General features: G+C 70.9%; 18 protein-coding genes and 2 pseudogenes. 12 read left to right on the top strand and 8 right to left on the bottom strand.

The features are described from left to right. Positions 1-145: 145 nt before the first annotated feature. Both ACFXI4_RS40480 and ACFXI4_RS40475 read right to left on the bottom strand, forming a co-directional pair. Positions 146-925: a cache domain-containing protein gene (locus tag ACFXI4_RS40480; protein WP_385001435.1), complete on the bottom strand. Its 780-nt coding sequence runs from the start codon at positions 923-925 to the stop codon at positions 146-148. A 38-nt stretch (positions 926-963) separates the two neighbouring features. Further along, a complete protein-coding gene (locus ACFXI4_RS40475; RefSeq protein ID WP_385001432.1) occupies positions 964-1,704 on the bottom strand; it encodes a FadR/GntR family transcriptional regulator in 741 nt (246 codons plus the stop codon). Between the two features lie 123 nt (positions 1,705-1,827). Here ACFXI4_RS40475 and ACFXI4_RS40470 point away from each other — a divergent pair, with 123 nt between their 5' ends. From ACFXI4_RS40470 to ACFXI4_RS40425, 10 genes are all read left to right on the top strand, one after another. Further along, positions 1,828-2,859, top strand: coding sequence for an ABC transporter ATP-binding protein (locus ACFXI4_RS40470; RefSeq protein ID WP_385001429.1), 1,032 nt, complete (start codon positions 1,828-1,830; stop codon positions 2,857-2,859). Between the two features lie 77 nt (positions 2,860-2,936). Beyond that, positions 2,937-4,127, top strand: coding sequence for an ABC transporter substrate-binding protein (locus ACFXI4_RS40465; RefSeq protein WP_385001426.1), 1,191 nt, complete (start codon positions 2,937-2,939; stop codon positions 4,125-4,127). A gap of 3 nt (positions 4,128-4,130) precedes the next feature. Further along, a complete protein-coding gene (locus tag ACFXI4_RS40460) occupies positions 4,131-4,994 on the top strand; it encodes an ABC transporter permease (protein ID WP_385001423.1) in 864 nt (287 codons plus the stop codon). Between the two features lie 11 nt (positions 4,995-5,005). Next, positions 5,006-5,821 carry an ABC transporter permease gene (locus ACFXI4_RS40455; protein WP_385001420.1) on the top strand — a complete coding sequence of 272 codons (816 nt, stop codon included), beginning with the start codon at positions 5,006-5,008 and terminating at the stop codon, positions 5,819-5,821. Positions 5,822-5,878: 57 nt separating this feature from the next. Next, entirely contained in the window at positions 5,879-6,874 is a 996-nt protein-coding gene (locus tag ACFXI4_RS40450) for a LacI family DNA-binding transcriptional regulator (protein WP_362714966.1), read from the top strand. 151 nt (positions 6,875-7,025) lie between these two features. Then, on the top strand, positions 7,026-8,378 hold the full coding sequence (locus tag ACFXI4_RS40445) for an ABC transporter substrate-binding protein (protein ID WP_385001416.1): 1,353 nt from the start codon (positions 7,026-7,028) through the stop codon (positions 8,376-8,378). 6 nt (positions 8,379-8,384) lie between these two features. Then, the gene (locus ACFXI4_RS40440; protein WP_385001413.1) at positions 8,385-9,341 is read left to right on the top strand and encodes a carbohydrate ABC transporter permease; all 957 of its coding nucleotides are present in this window, start codon (positions 8,385-8,387) and stop codon (positions 9,339-9,341) included. Continuing rightward, positions 9,338-10,219 carry a carbohydrate ABC transporter permease gene (locus tag ACFXI4_RS40435; protein ID WP_385001410.1) on the top strand — a complete coding sequence of 294 codons (882 nt, stop codon included), beginning with the start codon at positions 9,338-9,340 and terminating at the stop codon, positions 10,217-10,219. The genes ACFXI4_RS40440 and ACFXI4_RS40435 overlap by 4 nt, the downstream gene beginning before the upstream one ends. 30 nt (positions 10,220-10,249) lie before the next feature. Further along, the gene (locus ACFXI4_RS40430; protein ID WP_385001407.1) at positions 10,250-11,857 is read left to right on the top strand and encodes an alpha-amylase family glycosyl hydrolase; all 1,608 of its coding nucleotides are present in this window, start codon (positions 10,250-10,252) and stop codon (positions 11,855-11,857) included. Positions 11,858-11,917: 60 nt separating this feature from the next. Then, positions 11,918-14,095 carry a discoidin domain-containing protein gene (locus tag ACFXI4_RS40425; RefSeq protein ID WP_385001404.1) on the top strand — a complete coding sequence of 726 codons (2,178 nt, stop codon included), beginning with the start codon at positions 11,918-11,920 and terminating at the stop codon, positions 14,093-14,095. On the opposite strand, the pseudogene ACFXI4_RS40420 reads toward ACFXI4_RS40425, so the two are convergent. Both ACFXI4_RS40420 and ACFXI4_RS40415 read right to left on the bottom strand, forming a co-directional pair. Continuing rightward, a pseudogene (locus tag ACFXI4_RS40420) lies at positions 14,064-14,255 on the bottom strand (ABC transporter ATP-binding protein); the annotation flags it as partial. The gene ACFXI4_RS40425 and the pseudogene ACFXI4_RS40420 overlap by 32 nt on opposite strands. Positions 14,256-14,382: 127 nt before the next feature. After that, positions 14,383-14,526, bottom strand: a pseudogene (locus ACFXI4_RS40415) (ABC transporter permease); the annotation flags it as partial. A 104-nt stretch (positions 14,527-14,630) separates the two neighbouring features. Here ACFXI4_RS40415 and ACFXI4_RS40410 point away from each other — a divergent pair. Beyond that, a complete protein-coding gene (locus ACFXI4_RS40410) occupies positions 14,631-14,912 on the top strand; it encodes a hypothetical protein (RefSeq protein WP_385001496.1) in 282 nt (93 codons plus the stop codon). Here ACFXI4_RS40410 and ACFXI4_RS40405 read toward each other — a convergent pair. From ACFXI4_RS40405 to ACFXI4_RS40390, 4 genes are all read right to left on the bottom strand, one after another. Then, entirely contained in the window at positions 14,863-15,801 is a 939-nt protein-coding gene (locus tag ACFXI4_RS40405) for a PDR/VanB family oxidoreductase (RefSeq protein ID WP_385001401.1), read from the bottom strand. The two genes, ACFXI4_RS40410 and ACFXI4_RS40405, sit on opposite strands and share 50 nt — an antisense overlap. Beyond that, entirely contained in the window at positions 15,798-15,968 is a 171-nt protein-coding gene (locus ACFXI4_RS40400) for a hypothetical protein (protein ID WP_385001398.1), read from the bottom strand. The genes ACFXI4_RS40405 and ACFXI4_RS40400 overlap by 4 nt, the downstream gene beginning before the upstream one ends. Further along, entirely contained in the window at positions 15,965-17,029 is a 1,065-nt protein-coding gene (locus ACFXI4_RS40395; protein WP_385001395.1) for a Rieske 2Fe-2S domain-containing protein, read from the bottom strand. The genes ACFXI4_RS40400 and ACFXI4_RS40395 overlap by 4 nt, the downstream gene beginning before the upstream one ends. A 147-nt stretch (positions 17,030-17,176) precedes the next feature. Continuing rightward, entirely contained in the window at positions 17,177-17,488 is a 312-nt protein-coding gene (locus ACFXI4_RS40390; protein ID WP_385001392.1) for an ATP-binding protein, read from the bottom strand. 399 nt (positions 17,489-17,887) lie between these two features. Between ACFXI4_RS40390 and ACFXI4_RS40385 the strand changes: the two genes are divergently transcribed. After that, on the top strand, positions 17,888-21,268 hold the full coding sequence (locus ACFXI4_RS40385; protein ID WP_385001389.1) for a S8 family serine peptidase: 3,381 nt from the start codon (positions 17,888-17,890) through the stop codon (positions 21,266-21,268). Positions 21,269-21,311: the final 43 nt, after the last annotated feature.

The raw sequence follows: 21,311 nt of genomic DNA, 5'->3' as shown, positions 1-21,311 counted from the left end.
GTTCCCGACTCGGGCCGTCGCATCCGGACGCATGGCGCCCAGGGGCGGCCCCAGCCGCGGTGTTCAGACGTGGGGCGCGGCCCGTGTCGTGGCGGCCGGGCGCGGGTTCCCGTGCGTGTCGCCGCGTTCGCGCGTGGGCTCCCGCTCAGGTCGTGGCGACCGCCAGTACGAGCGGCACACCCCGGCAGGGCACCAGGCGCAGCGCGCCGAACAGGGCCGGGTGGCCGTTTTCCAGTACGGCGGCGAAGTCCGGTCCCCTGGTCAGTGAACCGGCCAGGTGTGCGGGGTCCGCCGACGCCGCCACCCGGCCGCGCGCGTTGACCAGGCGGGCCGGCCCGGGCAGCACCCGCAGCAGGGGCAGTGCGGCCGCCTCGAAGTGCCGTAGATACACGTCGGCGGCGGCCACGCCCGTGAAGCGGCCCGCCACCTGGACCGGAGCGGACAGGGTGAGGCTGTACTCGTCCGAGCAGAGGTAGTCGACGTACGGTCCGGCCACAGCCCGCCGCCCGGTGTCGCGGGGCAGCGTGAACCAGTCCCAGTGCGTGTAGTCGGAGTACGCCGAGGTGCGCGGGTCGAGGTCGAGGAGCAGAGGGCGTACGTCCCCGCCGGCGTCGCTCTGCCACCACTCCAGCCACGCCGGTACGTCGGCCAGCAGTCCGGGCGCGGAGACGAAGCCGACACCGGACACCAGCTCCTGCCGGATCAGGCGCAGATGGAGTCCGGGGCGCAGTGCGGCGAGGTCCGCGGTCACCGGACGGCGGCCCTCGGCGGCCACCCGGGCCAGCAGCGCGGCGGTGTCGGACCGGGTCTGCTCGACGGCGTCGAACACCGCCTCCAGGGCGTGGCCGACCCGCTCGGCCACGTACTCCTCGGCTGCGGCCGGGGTCCTGGTCGCGGGGGTGGCGGGGGCGGTGCCGCGGCTCATGCTGCCCTCCGGCGGACGGGGGAGCCGGCGCGGCGCGGCTACAGGGTCAGCCGCAGGGCGATGAGCCGCGCCGTCGAGTCCCGCACGCACCGCTCGGCCAGCTCCCTGGCCGATGCGTCCGCCCCATCCTGCACGGCCGAGATTACGGACCGGTGACGGTCCGCCACCTCTTCACGATATTCGTCGTCGCCGAGCACAAGGCACAGCAGCGCCCCGACCTCCGTCTGGAGCGCCACCTGTTCCCGGGTGAGCCGGGCCGACTGGGCGGCGGCGGCCAGCTCCACCTGGAAGCGGCCGTACAGCCGGCAACGCGCCGAGGCGTCCCGGGCCTTGCCCAGCTCCTCCGTGGTCCGGCGGAGTTGGGCAAGGTCGTGGTCCTCGGTGCGCTCCGCCGCGAGGTGCGCGGCGGTGCCGGACAGGGCCGCCCAGTGGTCGCCGAGGTCGCGCAGTTCCTCGGGGCTCCAGCCGCGCAGCCGCTCCACGAGCCGCTCCCGGCCGGGGGTGTCCGGCAGGGAGACGAAGCTGCCGCCGCCGCGGCCCCGGCGGGTGACGACCAGGCCCTGCTGGCGCAGGGCCATCAACGCCTCCCGCAGGGTCACCGTGGACACCCCGAGCTGTCCGGCCAGCTCCGTCTCGCCGGGCAGCTGCTCCCCGTCGGCGAGCAGGCCGAGTTCGATGGCGTCGCCGATCCGGCGTACGACGGCGTCCACCCGGGCCCTGCTGTCCACCGGGGCGAAGACGGCCCTTTTGGCGCCGCCGTCCGTCTGCTGCTGTTCCACGGCCCACCACCCTATGCGTTGACCCAAGCTTTACCTCAGAAGGGTCTTGAGCTTTGAACTATGACTTCATATCTTTCCGATCACCACGTCCAACGCAAGAGAGCGCCAGAGAGGTTCCCGCCCATGGAGGCCAGCGCGATCCGGTTGCGGGATCTGCGGAAGTCGTTCGGTGACACCAGTGCCGTGGCAGGGGTCGACCTTGAGATCCGCGACGGCGAGTTCTTCTCGATGCTCGGCCCCTCCGGCTCCGGCAAGACCACCGTCCTGCGCCTGATCGCCGGATTCGAGACCCCCACCTCGGGCGTGGTCGAACTCGCCGGACAGGACGTCACCCGCCGCGCCCCCTTCGAACGGGACGTGCACACCGTCTTCCAGGACTACGCCCTGTTCCCGCACATGAACGTCGAGCAGAACGTCGCCTACTCCCTCAGGGTCCGCAAGGTCGCCAAGGCCGAACGCCTGGTCCGGGCCCGCAAAGCCCTCGCCGAGGTCCGGCTCGACGGCTTCGGCACCCGCCGCCCCGCCCAGCTCTCCGGCGGCCAGCGCCAGCGCGTCGCCCTCGCCCGCGCTCTCGTGGGACGCCCCCGCGTCCTGCTGCTCGACGAGCCCCTCGGCGCCCTGGACCTCAAGCTGCGCGAGCAGATGCAGCTCGAACTCAAGGCCCTGCAACGGGAGGTGGGCATCACGTTCGTCTTCGTCACCCACGACCAGGAGGAGGCCCTGACGATGAGCGACCGCGTCGCCGTCTTCCACCAGGGCCGTATCGAACAGGTCGGCACCCCGGCCGAGATCTACGAACGCCCCGCCACCGCCTTCGTCGCCTCCTTCGTCGGCACCTCCAACCTGCTCACCGGCGAGGCCGCCCAGCGCGTACTCGGCGAGAGCGGCACCCACAGCGTCCGGCCCGAGAAGATCCGGGTCCTGGCGGAGGACGCGGAGCCGGGCGGACCCGACCAGGCCGACGCCGTCGGCACCGTCGCCGAGGTGGTCTACCTCGGCGACGCCACCCGCTTCCTGGTCGACCTGGACGGCGGCGGCCGGCTCACCGCGCTCCAGCAGAACCTCGACACCTCCGCCGAGGACGTCGCCGCCTACCGCGGCACCCGCGTCCGGCTGCGCTGGCAGCGCCGGCACACCGTCCACGTCCCCGGCTGACCCGCCGACCCGCACCACCGGGTCCGCCGTCCCCACCCCTGGCACCCCTGGCACCCCTGGCACCCCTGGAGTACGTCGTGCGCCTCATCCGTCCCCGCGCCGCGGCCGCCGTCGCCGCGCTGCTGCTGGCCGCCACCGCCTGCGGCTCCTCCGGCTCCGGCTCCTCGTCCGGACTCAACCCGCCCGACCTCAAGCCCCTGGCCAAGCTCGGCAAGAGCGAGGGTGCCGTCAACCTGATCGCCTGGGCCGGCTACGTCGAGGACGGCTCCGACGACCCCAAGGTGGACTGGGTCACCGATTTCGAGAAGCAGACCGGCTGCCAGGTCCACTCCAAGGTCGCCGCCAGCTCCGACGAGATGGTCAAACTGATGAAGACGGGCGAGTACGACGCCGTCTCCGCCTCAGGCGACGCCTCGCTGCGCCTGATCGCCTCCGGCGACGCGGCCCCGGTCAACACCAAGCTCGTACCGAACTACAAGGACATCTTCAGCGGCCTCAAGGACGGGGCCTGGAACTCCGTCAAGGGCCAGATGTACGGCATCCCGCACGGCCGCGGCGCCAACCTGCTGATGTACAACACGCAGAAGGTCGCCCCCGCGCCCACCTCCTGGTCGGCCGTCTTCGACGACGCGGGCACGTACCAGGGCCATGTCACCGCCTACGACTCGCCGATCTACATCGCCGACGCGGCCCTCTATCTCAAGTCCACCAAGCCCGAGTTGAAGATCAAGGACCCCTACGCGCTCGACCAGAAGCAGTTCGACGCGGCCGTCGCCCTGCTCAAGAAGCAGAACGCGGACATCGGCGAGTACTGGAGCGACTACCTGAAGGAGATCTCCGCCTTCAAGAGCGGCGACTCCGTGATCGGCACCAGCTGGCAGGTCATCGCCAACCTCGCCGCCGATGAAGGCGCGAAGGTCAAGGCCTTCGTGCCCAAGGAGGGCTCCACCGGCTGGTCCGACACGTGGATGGTCTCCGCCGAGGCCAAGCACCCGAACTGCGCCTACAGGTGGCTGGACTGGATCGTCTCCCCGAAGGTCAACGCGGAGGTGGCCGAGTACTTCGGCGAGGCCCCGTCCAACGCCAAGGCCTGCGACCTGACCAGCGACAAGAGCTTCTGCGCGACCTACCACGCGGCCGACGAGAGCTACTGGAAGAACATCGCCTTCTGGAACACGCCCATCGAGCAGTGCCTGGACGGCCGCACCGACGTCAAGTGCGTGCCGTACGCGAAGTGGGTGCAGGCCTGGACCGAGATCAAGGGCTGAGCCATGACCGTGCTCACCCGGACCGCGGGGGCGCTGCACCGGCGCCCCCGGCTCCGCCTCGCCCTGCTGCTGACCGCTCCGCTGCTGTGGCTCGCGGTGCTCTATCTGGGCTCGCTGGCCGTGCTGTTCGTCTCCGCGTTCTGGACGACGGACTCCTTCACCTCCGAGGTGGTGAAGGTCTGGTCGACGGACAACTTCCACGAGCTGTTCACCACGCCGGTGTTCCGGCAGGTGGTGCTGCGCAGTGTCGGCGTCGCCCTCGCGGTGACCGCCCTGTGCGCGGTGATCGCCTTCCCGGTCGCCTTCTACACCGCCCGGGTGGCCAGGCCCCGGCTCCGCCCGCTCCTGGTGGTCGCCATCCTGACCCCGCTGTGGGCGAGTTACCTCGTCAAGGTGTACGCCTGGCGGCTGATCCTGTCCGAGGGCGGGCTCGCCGACTGGCTGCTGAAGCCGTTCGGGCTCAGCGGGCCCGGCTTCGGGCTGCCGGCCACCGTGCTCGCCCTGACCTATCTGTGGCTGCCGTACATGATCCTGCCGATCCACACCGCGCTGGAACAGCTGCCCGACAACCTGCTGGACGCGTCCGCGGACCTGGGAGCCCGCGCCGGCCGCACCTTCCGGTCCGTCGTGCTGCCGATGGTGCTGCCCTCGGTCGCCGCCGGGTCGGTGTTCACCTTCTCGCTCAGCCTCGGTGACTACATCACCGTGCAGATCGTCGGCGGCAAGACCCAGCTCATCGGCAACCTCGTCTACGCCAACATCGAACTCAACCTGCCCATGGCCGCCGCGCTCGCCACCGTCCCGGTCGTCGTCATCGTGCTGTACCTGCTCGCGATGCGCCGTACGGGCGCGCTGAGCAGCCTGTAGAGGAGCCCGCCGTGCAACTCTCCCGTTCCGCGCGGATCGCGGTGCGTGTCGCCGCCGGCCTCGGCTTCGCGGTGATCTACGTGCCGCTGCTGCTGGTCCTCGTCAACTCCCTGAACCCGGACCGCAGCGCGAGCTGGCCGCCGCCCGGCCTGACCACCCGCTGGTGGTCCACCGCCTGGCACAGCTCGGGTGCCCGCGAGGCCCTGTGGACCTCGGTGAAGGCCGGGCTCGGCGCCACCGCGATCGCCCTGGTGCTCGGCACGCTGATCGCCTTCGCCGTCGCCCGGCACCGGTTCTTCGGCCGGGACGCCCTGTCCTTCGTGGTGGTCCTGCCGATCGCGCTGCCCGGCATCGTCACCGGCATCGCCCTCAACTCGGCCTTCAGCACGGTCCTCGCGCCGCTCGGCGTCGGCCTCGGGCTGTTCACCGTGGTCGTCGGACACGCCACCTTCTGCGTGGTGATCGTCTTCAACAACGTGGTCGCCCGGCTGCGCCGCACCTCCGGCAGTTACGAGGAGGCCGCGGCCGACCTGGGAGCCGACATCTTCCGTGCCTTCGCCGACGTCACCTTCCCCCTGGTGCGTTCCGCGCTGCTCGCGGGCGGACTGCTCGCCTTCGCGCTCTCCTTCGACGAGATCGTGGTCACCACCTTCACCGCGGGACCGGGCGTCCAGACCCTGCCGCTGTGGATCTACGACAACATGACCCGCCCCCAGCAGGCACCGGTGGTCAACGTGGTGGCGGCCGTCCTCGTGCTGCTGTCGGTGATCCCGGTCTACCTCGCCCAGCGCCTGTCCTCGGACACGGCGACCGGCAGTCGCGTCTGATCCCTGCCTTCCGCCCTTACGCAAGCAGCTTGCGTAAATTGCGCTATCCTTGCGCTCATGACACGACGACTTGCGGAAGTGGCGAAGAAGGTCGGGGTCAGCGAGGCCACGGTCAGCCGGGTGCTCAACGGCAAGCCCGGGGTCTCCGAGGCCACCCGGCAGGCGGTGCTCTCGGCCCTGGACGTCCTCGGCTACGAGCGCCCCACCCAGCTGCGCGGCGAGCGCGCCCGACTCGTCGGTCTGGTCCTGCCCGAGCTGCAGAACCCCATCTTCCCGGCCTTCGCCGAGGTCATCGGCGGCGCGCTCGCCCAGCTCGGGCTGACCCCGGTGCTGTGCACCCAGACCAAGGGCGGGGTCTCCGAGGCGGACTACGTGGAACTGCTGCTGCAACAGCAGGTCTCGGGCGTGGTCTTCGCCGGCGGTCTGTACGCCCAGGCCGACGCGCCCCACGACCACTACCGGCTGCTCGCCGACCGCAACATCCCGGTGGTGCTGGTCAACGCGGCCATCGAGCACCTCGGCTTTCCTGCCGTGTCCTGCGACGACGCGGTGGCCGTGGAGCAGGCCTGGCGGCACCTCGCCTCCCTCGGTCACGAGCGCATCGGTCTGGTCCTCGGTCCCGGCGACCATGTCCCCTCCGCCCGCAAACTCGCCGCCGCGCGGGCGATCGGCGAGGTCCCCGACGAGTACGTGGCCCGCGCGATCTTCTCCATCGAGGGCGGTCACGCCGCCGCGTCCCGGCTGATCGACCGGGGTGTCACCGGCATCATCTGCGCCAGCGACCCGCTCGCGCTCGGCGCGATCCGCGCCGCCCGCCGCAAGGGGCACGAGGTTCCCTCCCGTATCTCCGTCGTCGGCTACGACGACTCCGCCTTCATGAACTGCACCGAACCTCCGCTCACCACCGTCCGCCAGCCCATCGAGGCCATGGGCCGCGCCGCCGTCGAACTGCTGAGCGTCCAGATCGGCGGGACCGCCGTACCGCCGGAGGAGCTGCTGTTCGAGCCGGAGCTGGTGGTCCGCGGCTCCACAGCGCAAGCGCCCAAGGTCTGATTTACAGCAGAACCAATCCGCTGCCAATCGGCTGTCGAATAATTACAGATTCTGCGCGACATCTTGCGCACGGCTGTCGCCGGTGCTTGAGTGTGCGGCGCCCACCGGTCCCGGTGCGGCGCCCACTGCTCCTGTTCTGGGGGGTCCACCGATGTCCAGCACCGGGTTCCGCCGTGCTCTCGTCGCGATAGGTGTCTGTTCGTCCCTTGCGCTCTCGGCCTCGGCCTGCGGGTCGGGCGACGACGACGCAGGAAGCGGCAAGACGCGCATCACCGTCAACTGCGAGCCGCCGAAGAGCGCCAAGGTCGACCGTTCGTTCTTCGACCAGGACACCGCCGACTTCGAGAAGAAGAACCCGGACATCGACGTCGTCATGCACGACGCCTTCCCGTGCCAGGACCCGAAGACCTTCGACGCCAAGCTCGCCGGCGGCCAGATGGAGGACGTGTTCTACACGTACTTCACCGACGCCAGGCACGTCGTGGACATCAACCAGGCCGCGGACCTCACGCCGTACCTCAAGGACCTGAAGAGCTACGACACCATCCAGAAGCAGCTGCGGGACATCTACACCGTGGACGGCAAGGTCTACGGCATCCCGCGCACCGGATACAGCATGGGGCTGATCTACAACCGCGCGCTCTTCCAGAAGGCCGGTCTCGACCCCGACAAGCCGCCGGCGACCTGGGAAGAGGTCCGCGCCGACGCCAAGAAGATCGCCGCCCTCGGCAACGGCACCGTCGGCTACGCCGACTACAGCGCGCAGAACCAGGGCGGCTGGCACTTCACCGCCGAGCTGTACTCCCAGGGCGGCGACGTCGTCTCCGCCGACGGCAAGTCGGCGACCGTCGACACCCCCCAGGGCCACGCCGTCCTGCAGAACCTGCACGACATGCGCTGGACCGACGACTCGATGGGCAGCAAGCAGCTGCTGATCATCAACGATGTCCAGCAGATGATGGGTTCGGGCAAGCTCGGCATGTACCTCTCCGCCCCGGACAACATCCCCATCCTGGTCAAGGAGAAGGGCGGCAACTACAAGGACCTCGCCCTCGCCCCGATGCCCGGCGGCCAGGGCACCCTCATCGGCGGCGACGGCTACATGTTCAACAAGAAGGACACCCCGGCCCAGATCAAGGCCGGCCTCAAGTGGCTCGACTCCATGTTCCTCACCCCCGGTGACGGCTTCCTCGGCGACTACGCCCGCGCCAAGAAGAACAACGCGCCCGTCGGCCTGCCCGAGCCGCGGCTGTTCACCGGCGCCGCCGACGCCAAGGACCAGGAGGTCAAGAAGGCCAACGCGAACGTCCCGGTGGAGAACTACCAGGCCTTCCTGGACGGCAACCAGTCCCTCCAGATGAAGATCGAGCCGCCTGACGCCCAGCAGATCTACTCCGTCCTCGACGGCACGGTCTCCGCCGTCCTCACCAAGAAGGACGCCGACATCGACCAGCTCCTCAAGGACGCCAACGAGAAGATCGCCGGCATCCTGGCCCGGAGCTGACCCGCGATGACCAAGACAGCCGAGCGCCGACCCGCCCCCGCGGCGGTCGGCGCCCGACAGGCCCCGGCGCCGTCCCCGGCAGGGGACCGGAGACGGCGCCGGTTCCTCGACCAGGTCCGCGCCTACGGGTTCCTGCTCGGCGGACTGATCTGCTTCGCCCTGTTCTCCTGGTACCCGGCGATCCGCGCGGTCGTGATCGCCTTCCAGAAGTACACGCCCGGCTCCTCGCCGGAATGGGTCGGCACCGCCAACTTCACCCGGGTGCTGCACGACCCCGAGTTCTCGGCGGCCTGGCGCAACACCCTCACCTTCACGCTGCTGGCGCTGCTGATCGGCTTCGCGATCCCCTTCGTGCTCGCCCTGGTGCTCAACGAACTGCGGCACGCCAAGGCGTTCTTCCGGGTCGTGGTCTACCTGCCGGTGATGATCCCGCCGGTGGTCAGCGCCCTGCTGTGGAAGTGGTTCTACGACCCGGGAGCCGGCCTCGCCAACGAGACGCTGCGCGCTCTGCACCTGCCCACCTCGAACTGGTCCAACGGCGCCGACACCGCGCTCGTCTCCCTGGTCATCGTGGCCACCTGGGCCAACATGGGCGGCACCGTCCTGATCTACCTGGCCGCCCTGCAGTCCATCCCAGGTGAGCTCTACGAAGCCGCCGAACTGGACGGCGCGAACCTCCTGCAACGCGTCCGGCACGTGACGGTCCCGCAGACCAGGTTCGTCATCCTCATGCTGATGCTCCTTCAGATCATCGCGACCATGCAGGTGTTCACCGAGCCGTTCGTCATCACCGGCGGCGGTCCCGAGAACGCCACGGTCACCGTCCTCTACCTCATCTACAAGTACGCGTTCCTCTACAACGACTTCGGCGGCGCCTGCGCCCTCAGCGTCATGCTCCTGGTGCTGCTCGGTGTGTTCTCCGCCGGCTACCTGCGCCTGACCCGCTCCGGGGAGGACGGATGAGCAGCGCCACCCGAACCCTGATCTCGCCCGCGACCCTGGCCCGCCCGCGCGGGAAGGCGGTCTACTGGACCGTCTTCACCGGTGTCGTCCTGCTCTTCGCGCTCGCCTTCCTCTTCCCCGTGTACTGGATGGTGACCGGAGCGATGAAGTCCCCGGACGAGGTCGCCCGGACCCCGCCCACCCTCGTCCCCGATCACTGGCACCTGACCGGGTACACCGATGCCTGGGACCTGATGCAGCTGCCCGAGCACCTGTGGAACACGGTGGTGCAGGCGGCCGGTGCCTGGGCCTTCCAGCTGGTGTTCTGCACGGCCGCGGCGTACGCCCTGTCGAAACTGAAGCCGGCCTTCGGCAACGTGGTCCTCGGCGGCATCCTGGCCACCCTGATGGTCCCGGCCCAGGCCCTGGTCGTACCCAAGTACCTGACCGTCGCCGACCTGCCGTTCATCCACACCAGCCTGCTCAACGACCCGCTCGGCATCTGGCTGCCGGCCGTCGCCAACGCCTTCAACCTCTACCTCCTCAAGCGGTTCTTCGACCAGTTGCCGCGTGACGTGCTGGAGGCCGCCGAGATCGACGGCGCCGGAAAGCTGCGCATCCTGTGGTCGGTGGTGCTGCCCATGTCCCGCCCGGTGCTCGGGGTGGTGTCGATCTTCGCCCTGGTCGCGGTGTGGCAGGACTTCCTGTGGCCGCTGATGGTCTTCTCCGACACCGACAAGCAGCCCATCAGCGTGGCCCTGGTCCAGCTGTCGCAGAACATCCAGCTCACCGTGCTCATCGCCGCGATGGTGATCGCCAGCATCCCGATGGTCGCGCTGTTCCTCGTCTTCCAGCGGCACATCATCGCCGGGATCAGCGCGGGCAGCACCAAGGGCTGACGCCCTTCCTCCGACAGAAAGGCACGCACAGTGGGACAGCCCAGCCATGCCCCGAAGGACCTCGACTGGTGGAGCTCGGCCGTCATCTACCAGGTGTACGTCCGCAGTTTCGCGGACGGCGACGGCGACGGCACCGGCGACCTCGCGGGCGTCCGCGCCAAGCTGCCGTACCTCGCCGAACTGGGCGTCAACGCCCTGTGGTTCAACCCCTGGTACCTGTCACCGCTGAAGGACGGCGGCTACGACGTCGCCGACTACCGGGCCATCGACCCGGCGTTCGGCACCCTCGCCGAGGCCGAGAAACTCATCGCCGAGGCGGAGGAGCTGGGCATCCGGACGATCGTGGACATCGTCCCCAACCACGTCTCCGACCAGCACCCGTGGTTCCAGGCGGCGCTGGCGGCCGGACCCGGCAGCCCAGAGCGCGAGCTGTTCCACTTCCGTCCGGGACGCGGCGCGAACGGCGAACTCCCGCCCAACGACTGGCCGTCACAGTTCCTCGGCTCCACCGAACCGGTGTGGACCCGGCTCCCCGACGGCGAGTGGTACCTGCACCTGTTCACCCCCGAACAGCCCGATCTCAACTGGGACCACCCGGCCGTCCGCCAGGAACACGAGGACATCCTGCGGTTCTGGTTCGAACGCGGTGTCGCCGGCGTCCGCATCGACTCCGCGGCCCTGCTCGCCAAGGACCCCGACCTGCCGGACCTGGCCACCGATCCGCGGCCGCACCCCTTCGTCGACCGCGACGACCTGCACGACATCTACCGCTCATGGCGCGCGGTGGCCGACGCCTACGGCGGCGTCTTCGTCGGCGAGGTCTGGCTCCCCGACGCCGAGCGCTTCGCCCGCTACCTTCGCCCCGACGAACTGCACACCGCCTTCAACTTCTCCTTCCTGTCCTGCCCCTGGGACGCGGACCGGCTGCGGACGTCGATCGACACGACCCTCGCCGAGCACGCCCCGGTCGGCGCGCCCGCCACCTGGGTGCTGTGCAACCACGACGTGACGCGCACGGTCACCCGATACGGCCGCGAGGACACCGCCTTCGACTTCGCGACCAAGGCCTTCGGCACCCCCACGGACCTGGAGCTGGGCACCCGCAGGGCCCGCGCGGCCGCGCTGCTGTCCCTGGCGCTGCCCGGCGCGGTCTACGTGTACCAGGGGGAGGAACTGGGGCTGCCCGAGGCCGAGATCCCGGCGGACCGCATCCAGGACCCGATGTACTTCCGGTCGGGCGGTACCGATCCGGGCCGGGACGGCTGCCGGGTGCCGATGCCCTGGGCCGCCGGTCTGCCGTACGCGGGATTCGGTTCGAGCGAGGAGCCGTGGCTGCCGCAGCCGGCCGGCTGGGCGGCGTACGCGGCCGACCGCCAGCAGGAGGACGGTGAATCCATGCTCAGCCTCTACCGCCGGGCCATCGCCGCCCGTCCCCTCTTCGGTGCCGGTCCGCTGACCTGGCTGCCGGCTCCGGAGGGCGTCCTCGCCTTCACCCGCGGCGAGGGAACGGTCTGCGTGGTCAACCTCGCTCCGGAGGCCGCCGAACTCCCCGCCCACACCCGGCTCCTGCTCACCAGCGGCCCGCTGGACGACGAGGGCCGGCTGCCCCGGGACACGGCGGTCTGGCTGACGACCTGAGCCACCGGTACCGCTCGCGCTGTCCCCCCACTCCCTCCCCCACACCGAAGGGATCAGCACATGCAGAGCACCACCGCCCGATCTGTCAGGAGCATGCCAGCAATGGCGGCCGCCGTGGCCCTCGCCGCCGGGCTGCTCGTCGCCGTCGCGCCCGCCGCCCACGCGGCCGCGGGCGCGAATCTCCCCTTCACCTCGGTCGAGGCGGAGACGGCGACCACCACCGGTACCAGGATCGGTCCGGACTACACCCAGGGCACCCTCGCCTCCGAGGCCTCCGGACGCCAGGCCGTGCGCCTCAGCTCCGGGCAGCGCGTCGAGTTCACCGCGCCCCGGGCGGCCAACACCGTGAACCTCTCCTACAGCGTCCCCGACGGCCAGTCCGGCTCCCTCGACGTGTACGTCAACGGGGTCAGACTGGCGAAGACCCTGACGGTCACCTCCAAGTACTCCTACGTCGACACCGGCTGGATCGCCGGCGCCAAGCAGCACCACTTCTTCGACGACGCGCGGCTGCTGCTGGGCCAGAACGTCCAGGCGGGGGACAAGGTCGCCTTCGAGTCCACCGGCACCCAGGTCACCGTCGACGTCGCCGACTTCGAGCAGGTGGCCGGGGCCGCCACCCAGCCCGCCGGGTCGGTCTCCGTCACCTCCAGGGGTGCCGACCCCAGCGGCAACGGCGACTCCACCCAGGCCTTCCGGGACGCCATCTCCGCCGCCCAGGGCGGGACGGTGTGGATCCCGCCGGGCGACTACCGGCTGACCTCCTCCCTGAGCGGCGTACAGAACGTCACCCTGCTGGGCGCCGGCAGCTGGTACTCGGTCGTGCACACCTCACGGTTCATCGACCAGTCCAGCTCCTCCGGGAACGTCCACATCAACAACTTCGCGGTGATCGGCGAGGTCACCGAACGCGTCGACTCCAACCCGGACAACTTCGTCAACGGCTCGCTCGGGCCCAACAGCTCGGTCTCCGGGATGTGGATCCAGCACCTCAAGTGCGGCTTCTGGCTGACGGGCAACAACGACAACCTGGTCGTCGAGAACAACCGGGTCCTCGACACCACCGCCGACGGCCTCAACCTCAACGGCACCGCCCACGGCGTCCAGGTCCGCAACAACTTCCTGCGCAACCAGGGCGACGACTCCCTGGCCATGTGGTCGCTGTACTCACCCGACACCAACTCCAGCTTCACCGCCAACACCATCTCCCAGCCGAACCTGGCCAACGGCATCGCCATCTACGGCGGCACCGACATCTCCGTGAAGAACAACCTGATCTCCGACACGAACGCGCTGGGCAGCGGTATCGCCATCTCCAACCAGAAGTTCGCCGACCCGTTCTCGCCGCTGTCCGGGACGATCACCGTGGACGGCAACACGCTGGTCCGCACGGGCGCCGTCAACCCCAACTGGAACCACCCGATGGGCGCCCTGCGTGTCGACTCCTACGACAGCGCCATCAACGCCACCGTCGACATCACCAACACCACGATCACCGACAGCCCGTACAGCGCCTTCGAGTTCGTCTCCGGCGGCGGGCAGGGCTACCCGGTCCGCAACGTCAACGTGACCGGCGCGACCGTGCGCAACGCCGGGACGGTCGTCGTCCAGGCCGAGGCGCAGGGCGCGGCCACCTTCCGCAACGTCACCGCGAGCGGCGTCGGCGCGGCCGGCGTCTACAACTGCCCCTACCCGTCGAACTCCGGCTCCTTCGCGCTCACCGACGGCGGCGGCAACTCCGGCTGGTCCAGCACCTGGTCGGACTGCTCCAGCTGGCCGCAGCCCGGCAGCGGCAACCCCGACCCGGACCCCGGCCGCAACCTCGCCAAGGGCCGCCCGGCGACCGCCACCGGCTCGCAGGACGTGTACACGCCGGGCAAGGCGGTCGACGGCGACGCCAACAGCTACTGGGAGTCCGCCAACAACGCCTTCCCGCAGTCGCTCACCGTCGACCTCGGCTCCTCCTACGCGGCACGCCGGGTGGTGCTGAAGCTGCCGCCGTCCTCGGCCTGGGGCGCGCGCACCCAGACCGTCGCCGTGCTGGGCAGCACCGACGGGTCGGCCTACTCGACCGTCGTGGGGGCCACCGGCTACCGGTTCGACCCGGCCACCGGCAACTCCGTCACCGTCGCGCTGCCCTCCGGCACCAGCCTGCGCCATCTGCGGCTGACCGTCACCGCCAACAGCGGCTGGCCGGCCGCACAGTTCAGCGAGGTGGAGGCATATCTGACGGCGTGACCCGCGCCGCCGGGGAAGTCCCGCGCTTCGCCGCCTGGATCTGCTCGTACACATGGGTGCGCAGTTCGGCGAAGCGCGGGGCGACCCGGGTGTGCAACTGGTCCCGGTCGTCCGGCAGATCCACCTTCAGCCGCTCCTGGACGACGGTCGGCGAGACGGACGAGTTCGCCCGCCTCCACGGTGAAGGTGAGGTCCCGCACCGCCTCGATGCGGCGGCCGGAACCGTCGTAGACCTTCCTCGGGCAGCGTACGTCGAGCACGGACCGCCCCCTCTCGATGCGCACTCGGGACCGCCGGATCGTCGCGCGCAGTCCGTGGTACCAGCCGAGCACCCGCCGTTCGACCAGCTGGAAGAGCACCGACAGCGCGAATCCGAGCAGGCCCAGCAGCAGGATCCCGGTCCACATGCCGGGGGTCGCGAAGAAGCGCCGGGTCCTGGACGGGGACGTGGTCGTGTGCGTCGCCGGTGCGGGCCCGGCGGGCGGTGGCCGCCGCCGTCCCGGTGGGGGCGCGCCGGCCGGCCCGCGGTACCGCGGTGGGCCGAGCGACGCTGGCCGACCCGCCGGAAGCGGCGTGCGTGCCGCTCGACGGCGACCCCGAGGACGGCGTGACGACACTGGCCGCTCCGGTGCGGGACGGCAGCGGCCTGGCGGTGGCCGGGGTGAGTCTCGCGGTGCACTCCGGCCGGATGTCCGACTCCACGGTCCGCCGCGATCTGGTGCCGCGTCTCGGGGCCGCCGTGGCGGCGATCGAGGCGGACCTGGGGATCACAGATCGAGCACCAGGCGATCCCCTCGACACCGCGACACACAGATGAGCATGGTCTCCCCGGCCGCCCGTTCCTCCTCGGAGAGCACCGAGTCCCGGTGGTCCGGGTCGCCTTCGAGGACGTCCGTCTCGCACGTCCCGCAGGTGCCCTCGGTGCAGGAGTACAGCACCTCGACCCCGGCGGCCCGCACGGCGTCGAGCACGGAGACCCCGGGTGTGACGGTGAGGCTACCGCCGCTCCGCCCGAGGACGACCTCGAACTCCCGCTCGCCGTCCGCCTGCCGGGCCTTCGGCTGAAAGCGCTCCGTCCGCAGCACGGCCGCCGGGCAGCGCTCCTCCACGGCGTCCAGCAACGGCCCGGGACCGCAGCAGTACACGAGGGTGCCGTCCGGGACGTCGTCCAGTACCGGGCCGAGGTCCAGCAGCCCGGACTCGTCCTGCGGGGCGACGGTGACCCGCTCCCCGCCGTAGCGCGCCAACTCGTCGGTGAACGCCATGGACCGCCGGGTCCGGCCGCCGTACAGCAGGCTCCACTCGGCGCCCGAGGCCTCGGCGGCGGCCAGCATCGGCAGGATCGGGGTGATGCCGATGCCTCCCGCGACGAACCGGTAGCGCGGGGCAGGCTCCAGCCGGAAGCGGTTGCGCGGTCCACGCACCCGCACCGTGTCGCCGACGCCCAACCGGTCGTGGACGTGGGCGGATCCGCCCCGTCCGGCGGGCTCCCGCAACACCGCGATCCGCCATCCGCAACGGTCCCCGGGATCCCCGCACAGCGAGAACTGCCGCTCCAGCCCCGGGCCGAGCACGACGTCGACATGCGCCCCCGGCTCCCAGTCCGGGAGTTCCCCGCCGTGCGGACGGCGAAGGGTGAGGGAGACGACCCCGTCCGCCGCGGGAACCCTCTCACCGACGACCAGTTCGTCCTCGTAAAGATTCATGGCGTGCGCTCCGGGGGCCGGTGTCCTTCGGGGTGGCCGAGCATCCACGTCCACATCTCCACCGGGTCCTGCGCGGTGTGCTCGGCTCCGCAGTGGCAGGTGCCGTGCAGCACGTCGGTGCCCGGCAGCCAGTCGACGCGGTAGATCTCACCGGCGGTCCCGCTCACAGGACCCTATCCACGGGCTTGTCGCCCTCCTCGGCCAGCCGGGCGAGGATACGGCGGGCGGCGAGGCCGCCGGTGTCGATGTTGATGCTCAGCTCCTGGTAACCGGACCGCTCCGAACCCAGCGTCCGCTGAAGGAGGTTGAGGGCGTCCACGTCCTGCATCACCACCGTGTGGTTGTTGTCCCGCAGGAAGTCGGTGACCTCGGCGTCGTCGGTCGCCCAGTCCCGGGAGACCATCCAGAAGTCGTACACCTTCCCGTCCGAGGACGGGGTGATCGCGTAGGTGATCTCGGTGTGGAAGCCGTGCGGGTCGTTGCCGTCGGCCTCGGGCATTACACCGGACGGTGCGATCCGGCTGTGCAGCAGGTACAGACAGGGTGCGTGGTACTCGATGTCCTGCCAGCGGGTGATCCGGCCCTCGATCCCGGTCGAACGGGCGTAGAACGGCGGGCACTCGGCGTCGTCCATGTGCCGGCTGACCCGCACGATCCCGGCGCCCTCGTCGACCTCCGTGGTGATCGGCGTCTCGGCGACCTCCGGGGTGCCTATGTAGCCCCCGTGCAGGTAGGTCTCGTGGGAGAGGTCGAGGAGGTTGTCGACGAGGAGTCCGTAGTCGGCGTCGACGGGCTCCATGCCCCTGACCGTCGTCCAGCCCGGCGCGTCCAGGTGCCGGGCCCGCGGCACGGCGTCCGGGTCGGCGAGCCCGGGGTCGCCGATCCACACCCACACCAGGGAGTCCCGCTCGACCACCGGGTAGGAGGCGACGCGTGCGGTGCGCGGGATGCGCTTCTGCCCCGGCACGTACACGCACGCGCCGGTCCGGTCGTAGGTGAACCCGTGATACCCGCAGACGATCCGGTCACCGTCGAGCCCGCTCTCCGACAGCGGGTAACGCCGGTGCACGCAGCGGTCGTTGAGAACGACGGGACTGCCGTCCTCCTCGGCCCGGTAGAGCACGAGCGGCTCCCCGAGAACCGTCCGCCCGAGCAGCTCGCGCCCGACCTCGTGACGGTAGGCGGCGACGTACCACTGGTTCCTGGCGAACGCGGTGATGTGCGGCATGAGAGGGGTCCCGTCATCCTCGACGTCGTGTCGGGAACACCATGACGACGGCGCCTCCACCCCGGCAACAGGACTTCCGCCGGGCGGAAAATCCCCGGTCGGCGGAGAGCGATCTGATTCGGAGGGCCTCGGCCGGCTTGAGCCGCCTCAGGCTGCCGCGAGGTCCTGTTCGGCCCGGATGGTCTTTCCGATGTCGCCGAACCTGGTTCGCCGGCGGTCGGTCAGTTCCGCGATCAGGAACGGGCCCCGTCCTCCCCGGTCGCTGGAGCGCGCGTATCTCAGATGCGGGGCTGTGGCGCTGCCGTCGGAGACCTCGCAGATGAGCATCTGGCGGTCGCCGATCATCCGGAGGCCGAAGGGTCCGCTTCCGTGACGGATCGCGTTGGTGACCAGCTCGCCCACCACGAGCTCGGTCGTGAACGCCGCCGCGTCTTTCCGCAGGAGTCGGTACGGGATCACGAGGAACCCAGACCCGCGCATCCGTCGGTGGCGCCCTCGTGGCGCCGCCGGCCGGCTCGTTCGGCCCCATCGGGCCGCACCACGTCGACGGGGGATGCCCGCCGCCCGGGCTTCGAGAACGGTGGCGGCGGTGCCGCCCCCTCTGCCGGTTGGGGGGGACTGTCACCCGGATCGTCGCATTCGGGAACCCCTCGTCCCGCGAGCAGCGGTCCGGGTCGGCGAACTTCGACGGGACGGCCTTCACCGCGGCTCGACCGGAGGTGAGCCGGCGCCGGGCCTGGGCCACCGCCCTCTTTGTGAGGTATTGGCGTTGGCGTAAAGGTGACTTGACGCCTGATGGACAGGGCAAACTGCTGACCTCGGCGCTCGACGGCACCACGCTGTCCTCCCATGAGAGACATGAACAACAGGTGGCGCCGCGGGGTGCGCCTTCCACGGCCTCGGCGTACGGCGGCGACCGCCGCCCTCGTGGCGCTCGTGGCCGGTCTGACCGCCGTCCCCGGGGCCGCTCAGGACCTCGGCCCGCACACCGGGCTCACGCAGGCCGCCGCGCGGACCGGAGCGGACCGGACGCAGATCGTCTCCCGGCATCAGGTCACGTTGATCACCGGTGACCGGGTCACCCTGGACACGGACTCCTCGGGCCGGCAGAGCGTCACGGTCGAGCCCGCCAAGGGACGCGAGCACCTCACGTTCGTCAAGCGTCAGGACGGCCGGGACTGGGTCGTCATACCCGCCGACGCCCTCCCCCTGCTGGCCGCCGGCCGCCTCGACGCGGCGCTGTTCAACGTCTCGGCCCTGGTCGCGGGGGAGTACGCCGAGCGGTCCGGCCTGCCGCTGATCGTCCAGTACGCGGGTGACGCGGGCACCGCCGAGCGCCGGCTCACCACGGCCGGGGCCGACGGTGCCCGGACCGTCGCCGGCACCACCTTCGCGACACTTTCCGAACACCGCGAGGACGCCGCGGAGTTCTGGAAGGGCATCGCCCCCGGCCGGGCGGGCGCCACGTCCTTCGGGGCGGGCCTGCGCCGGGTCTGGCTCGACGGACACTCCAAGGTCCAGGCCGAGAGCACGGCGAGCCGCATCGGCGCCCCGCACGCCTGGCAGCAGGGGTTCACCGGCAGCGGCGTCAAGGTCGCGGTGCTGGACACCGGCTACGACCCGAACCACCCGGACCTCAAGGGCCTCGTCACCGAGTCGGCGAACTTCACCGACGAGCCGAACACCGACGACCTGATGGGGCACGGCACCCACGTCACGTCGACCATCGCCGGTTCCGGCGCGCTCTCCGACGGCCAGTACAAGGGCGTGGCTCCCGGTGTGCGGATCCTGTCCGGCAAGGTGTGCACCGGGGACGGCAACTGCGACAACTCCGCCGTCGTCGAGGGTCTGGCCTGGGCGGCCCAGCACGGCGCCAGGGTGATCAACCTCAGCCTCGGAGACACGGACACGCCGGAGACCGACGCGGTGGAGGCCATGGTCGACACCGTCAGCCGTGACTACGGCGTCCTGGTGGTGGCCGCGGCCGGCAACAACGGCTCCGGCAGCAGGGTCTCCTCGCCCGCCTCCGCGGACCGGGCGCTGGCCGTCGGCGCCGCCGAGGCCGACGACGACCGCGCCGTCTTCAGCTCGGTCGGCCCGCGGACCGGCGACTCCGGCCTCAAGCCGGACGTCATCGCCCCCGGCGTCGGCGTCGTCGCCGCCAGGGCGGGCGGCACCACCGCCGACGACGGCTACATCGCGATGGACGGCACGTCCATGGCCACGCCGCACGTGGTCGGCGCCGCGGCCATCCTGTTCCAGCAGCACCCGGACTGGACCGCCGGGCAGGTCAAGCGTCAGCTGATGCAGTCGGCGACCGGCGCCCTCGAGCACGGCGCCTACTACCAGGGCGCCGGGCGCGTCGACGTCGCCCGGGCGGTCGACCAGGAGGTCACCGCCGACGTCGCCGCAGTGGACTTCGGGCTGGTCCGCTGGACCGACGCCCAGCGGCCGCCGGTGACCCGGAAGATCACCTACCGGAACCCGGGCGCCGCCCCGGTCACCCTCCGGCTGGCGCAGAACGCGAGCAGCGGCCTGCTGGACAAGCCCGCCCCCGCCGGCCTGTTCCGGCTGAGCGCCGACACCGTCACCGTGCCCGCGCACGGAACGGCGGACGTCACCCTCACCGGGACCCCGGAGGCGACGACGGCCTACGCCGCCTACAGCGGCGTGGTGACCGCGAGCACCCCGGACCACCAGGTGTCGGTGCGCGTCCCGTTCGGCCTGGACCTCGAGCAGCCGTCCTACGACCTGCGCATCGACATGAAGAGCCGTACGGGCGCGGCCCCCGACACCGCGTACCTGCTCGTCCAGTCGGCCGACCACAAGTCCTTCGAGGTGGAGGCGCTCGGCAAGAACAGCACCGTGGTGCGGCTGCCGAAGGACACCTACTCGGTGAGCGGCTTCTTCTTCGACGCGTCGTTCACCGAGGGCGTCATCGTGGGCGTGCCGAAGGTCGTGATGACCGCCGACCGGCAGGTCGCCATCGACGCACGGAAGGCGAAGCCCGTGACCGTCTCGGCGCCGAACCGCTCGGCGCGCATCCTCTCGGCGGAGATCGGCACCATCAGCGTGGGCGACGAACTGCTCTCCGTCACCATGTACGACGCGGTCGGCGAGGACCACCTCGAGGGCGTGTACGCGACCCCGACGGCACGGGAGAAGGACTCGGAGTTCACCTACCTCGTCAGCACCGTCTGGGGTGGCCCCACCGGCGCGGACGGCAATCCCTCGTCGGTCTACTACCTCTCCCACCCGGTGCACGGCGCCATCCCGGCCGACCCGGGGTACCGCCCCCGCTCCTCGGAACTGGCCGAGGTGCACACCACCTTCGCCGCCACCACCCCGGGCACCACCGCTGCCCGGCTCGTCTGGATGTACGTGGACAACGTCCGCTTCAGCGCACCCTCGATGACGGGCCTGCCGGTGCCGACCCGGCGGGTCGACTACTTCTCGTCCGCCGAGGGACTGCGCTGGCAGGCGGCCTTCGACCAGAACAACATCTTCGACCCGGACACCCGCGGCCAGAGCTACCTCGGCGACCTGCACGGCTACAAGGCCGGCACCGAGGTCGAGGAGCGCTGGAACGGCGGGATCCAGGCCGTGGGCCTCGCGTCCTCGATGGCGGCCTTCCGTGAGGGCGACACCATCTACCGCCCCTTCCAGTCGGCCGCGAACGGAAACCTCGACCTGGTGGCCGACACGACGGCCGGCCTGCCCACGGTGGAGCTGCGGCGCAACGGCGAACTCGTCTCCGAGGACTGGAGCATGAGCGACGTGCCCGCCGACGCGACGCCGGCCGACTACCGGCTGACGGTCGAGCAGGACCGCGACCTCACCCCCAGCTCGGTCTCCACCCACGTGTCGGCCGAATGGCGGTTCCGGTCGCAGACCACGGCGACCCGGCAGGCACTCCCGCTCTACGCGGTGCGCATGTCGCCGAAGCTGGACGAGTGGAACCGGGCCGAGGCCGGCCGCAGGCTCGACATCCCGGTCCTGATCCAGCGGACGCCCGGCGCCCCGGTGTCACCCGTCCGCGTCTTCACCACCGAGGTCTCCTTCGACGAGGGGAAGACCTGGCAGCCGGCGCGGGTCAAGGGCTCCGGCATGGAGCGCACCGTGACCGTGGAGCACCCGCGCCGCGCGGCGGGCGGCTCGGTCAGCCTGCGCGTGAACGTCGAGGACGCGGCGGGCAACTCCTTCGAGGAGACCGTCGTCAAGGGCTACCTGCTCAAGTAGCCGGCTGACGGGACGGGGCCCACCGGACACGTCCGGTGGGCCC

This window comes from Streptomyces sp. NPDC059224, from assembly GCF_042754285.1.
Classification (GTDB): Bacteria; Actinomycetota; Actinomycetes; order Streptomycetales; family Streptomycetaceae; genus Streptomyces.
Note: the sequence above shows the minus strand (reverse complement) of the source record. Positions and strands in the feature narration are given on the sequence as shown.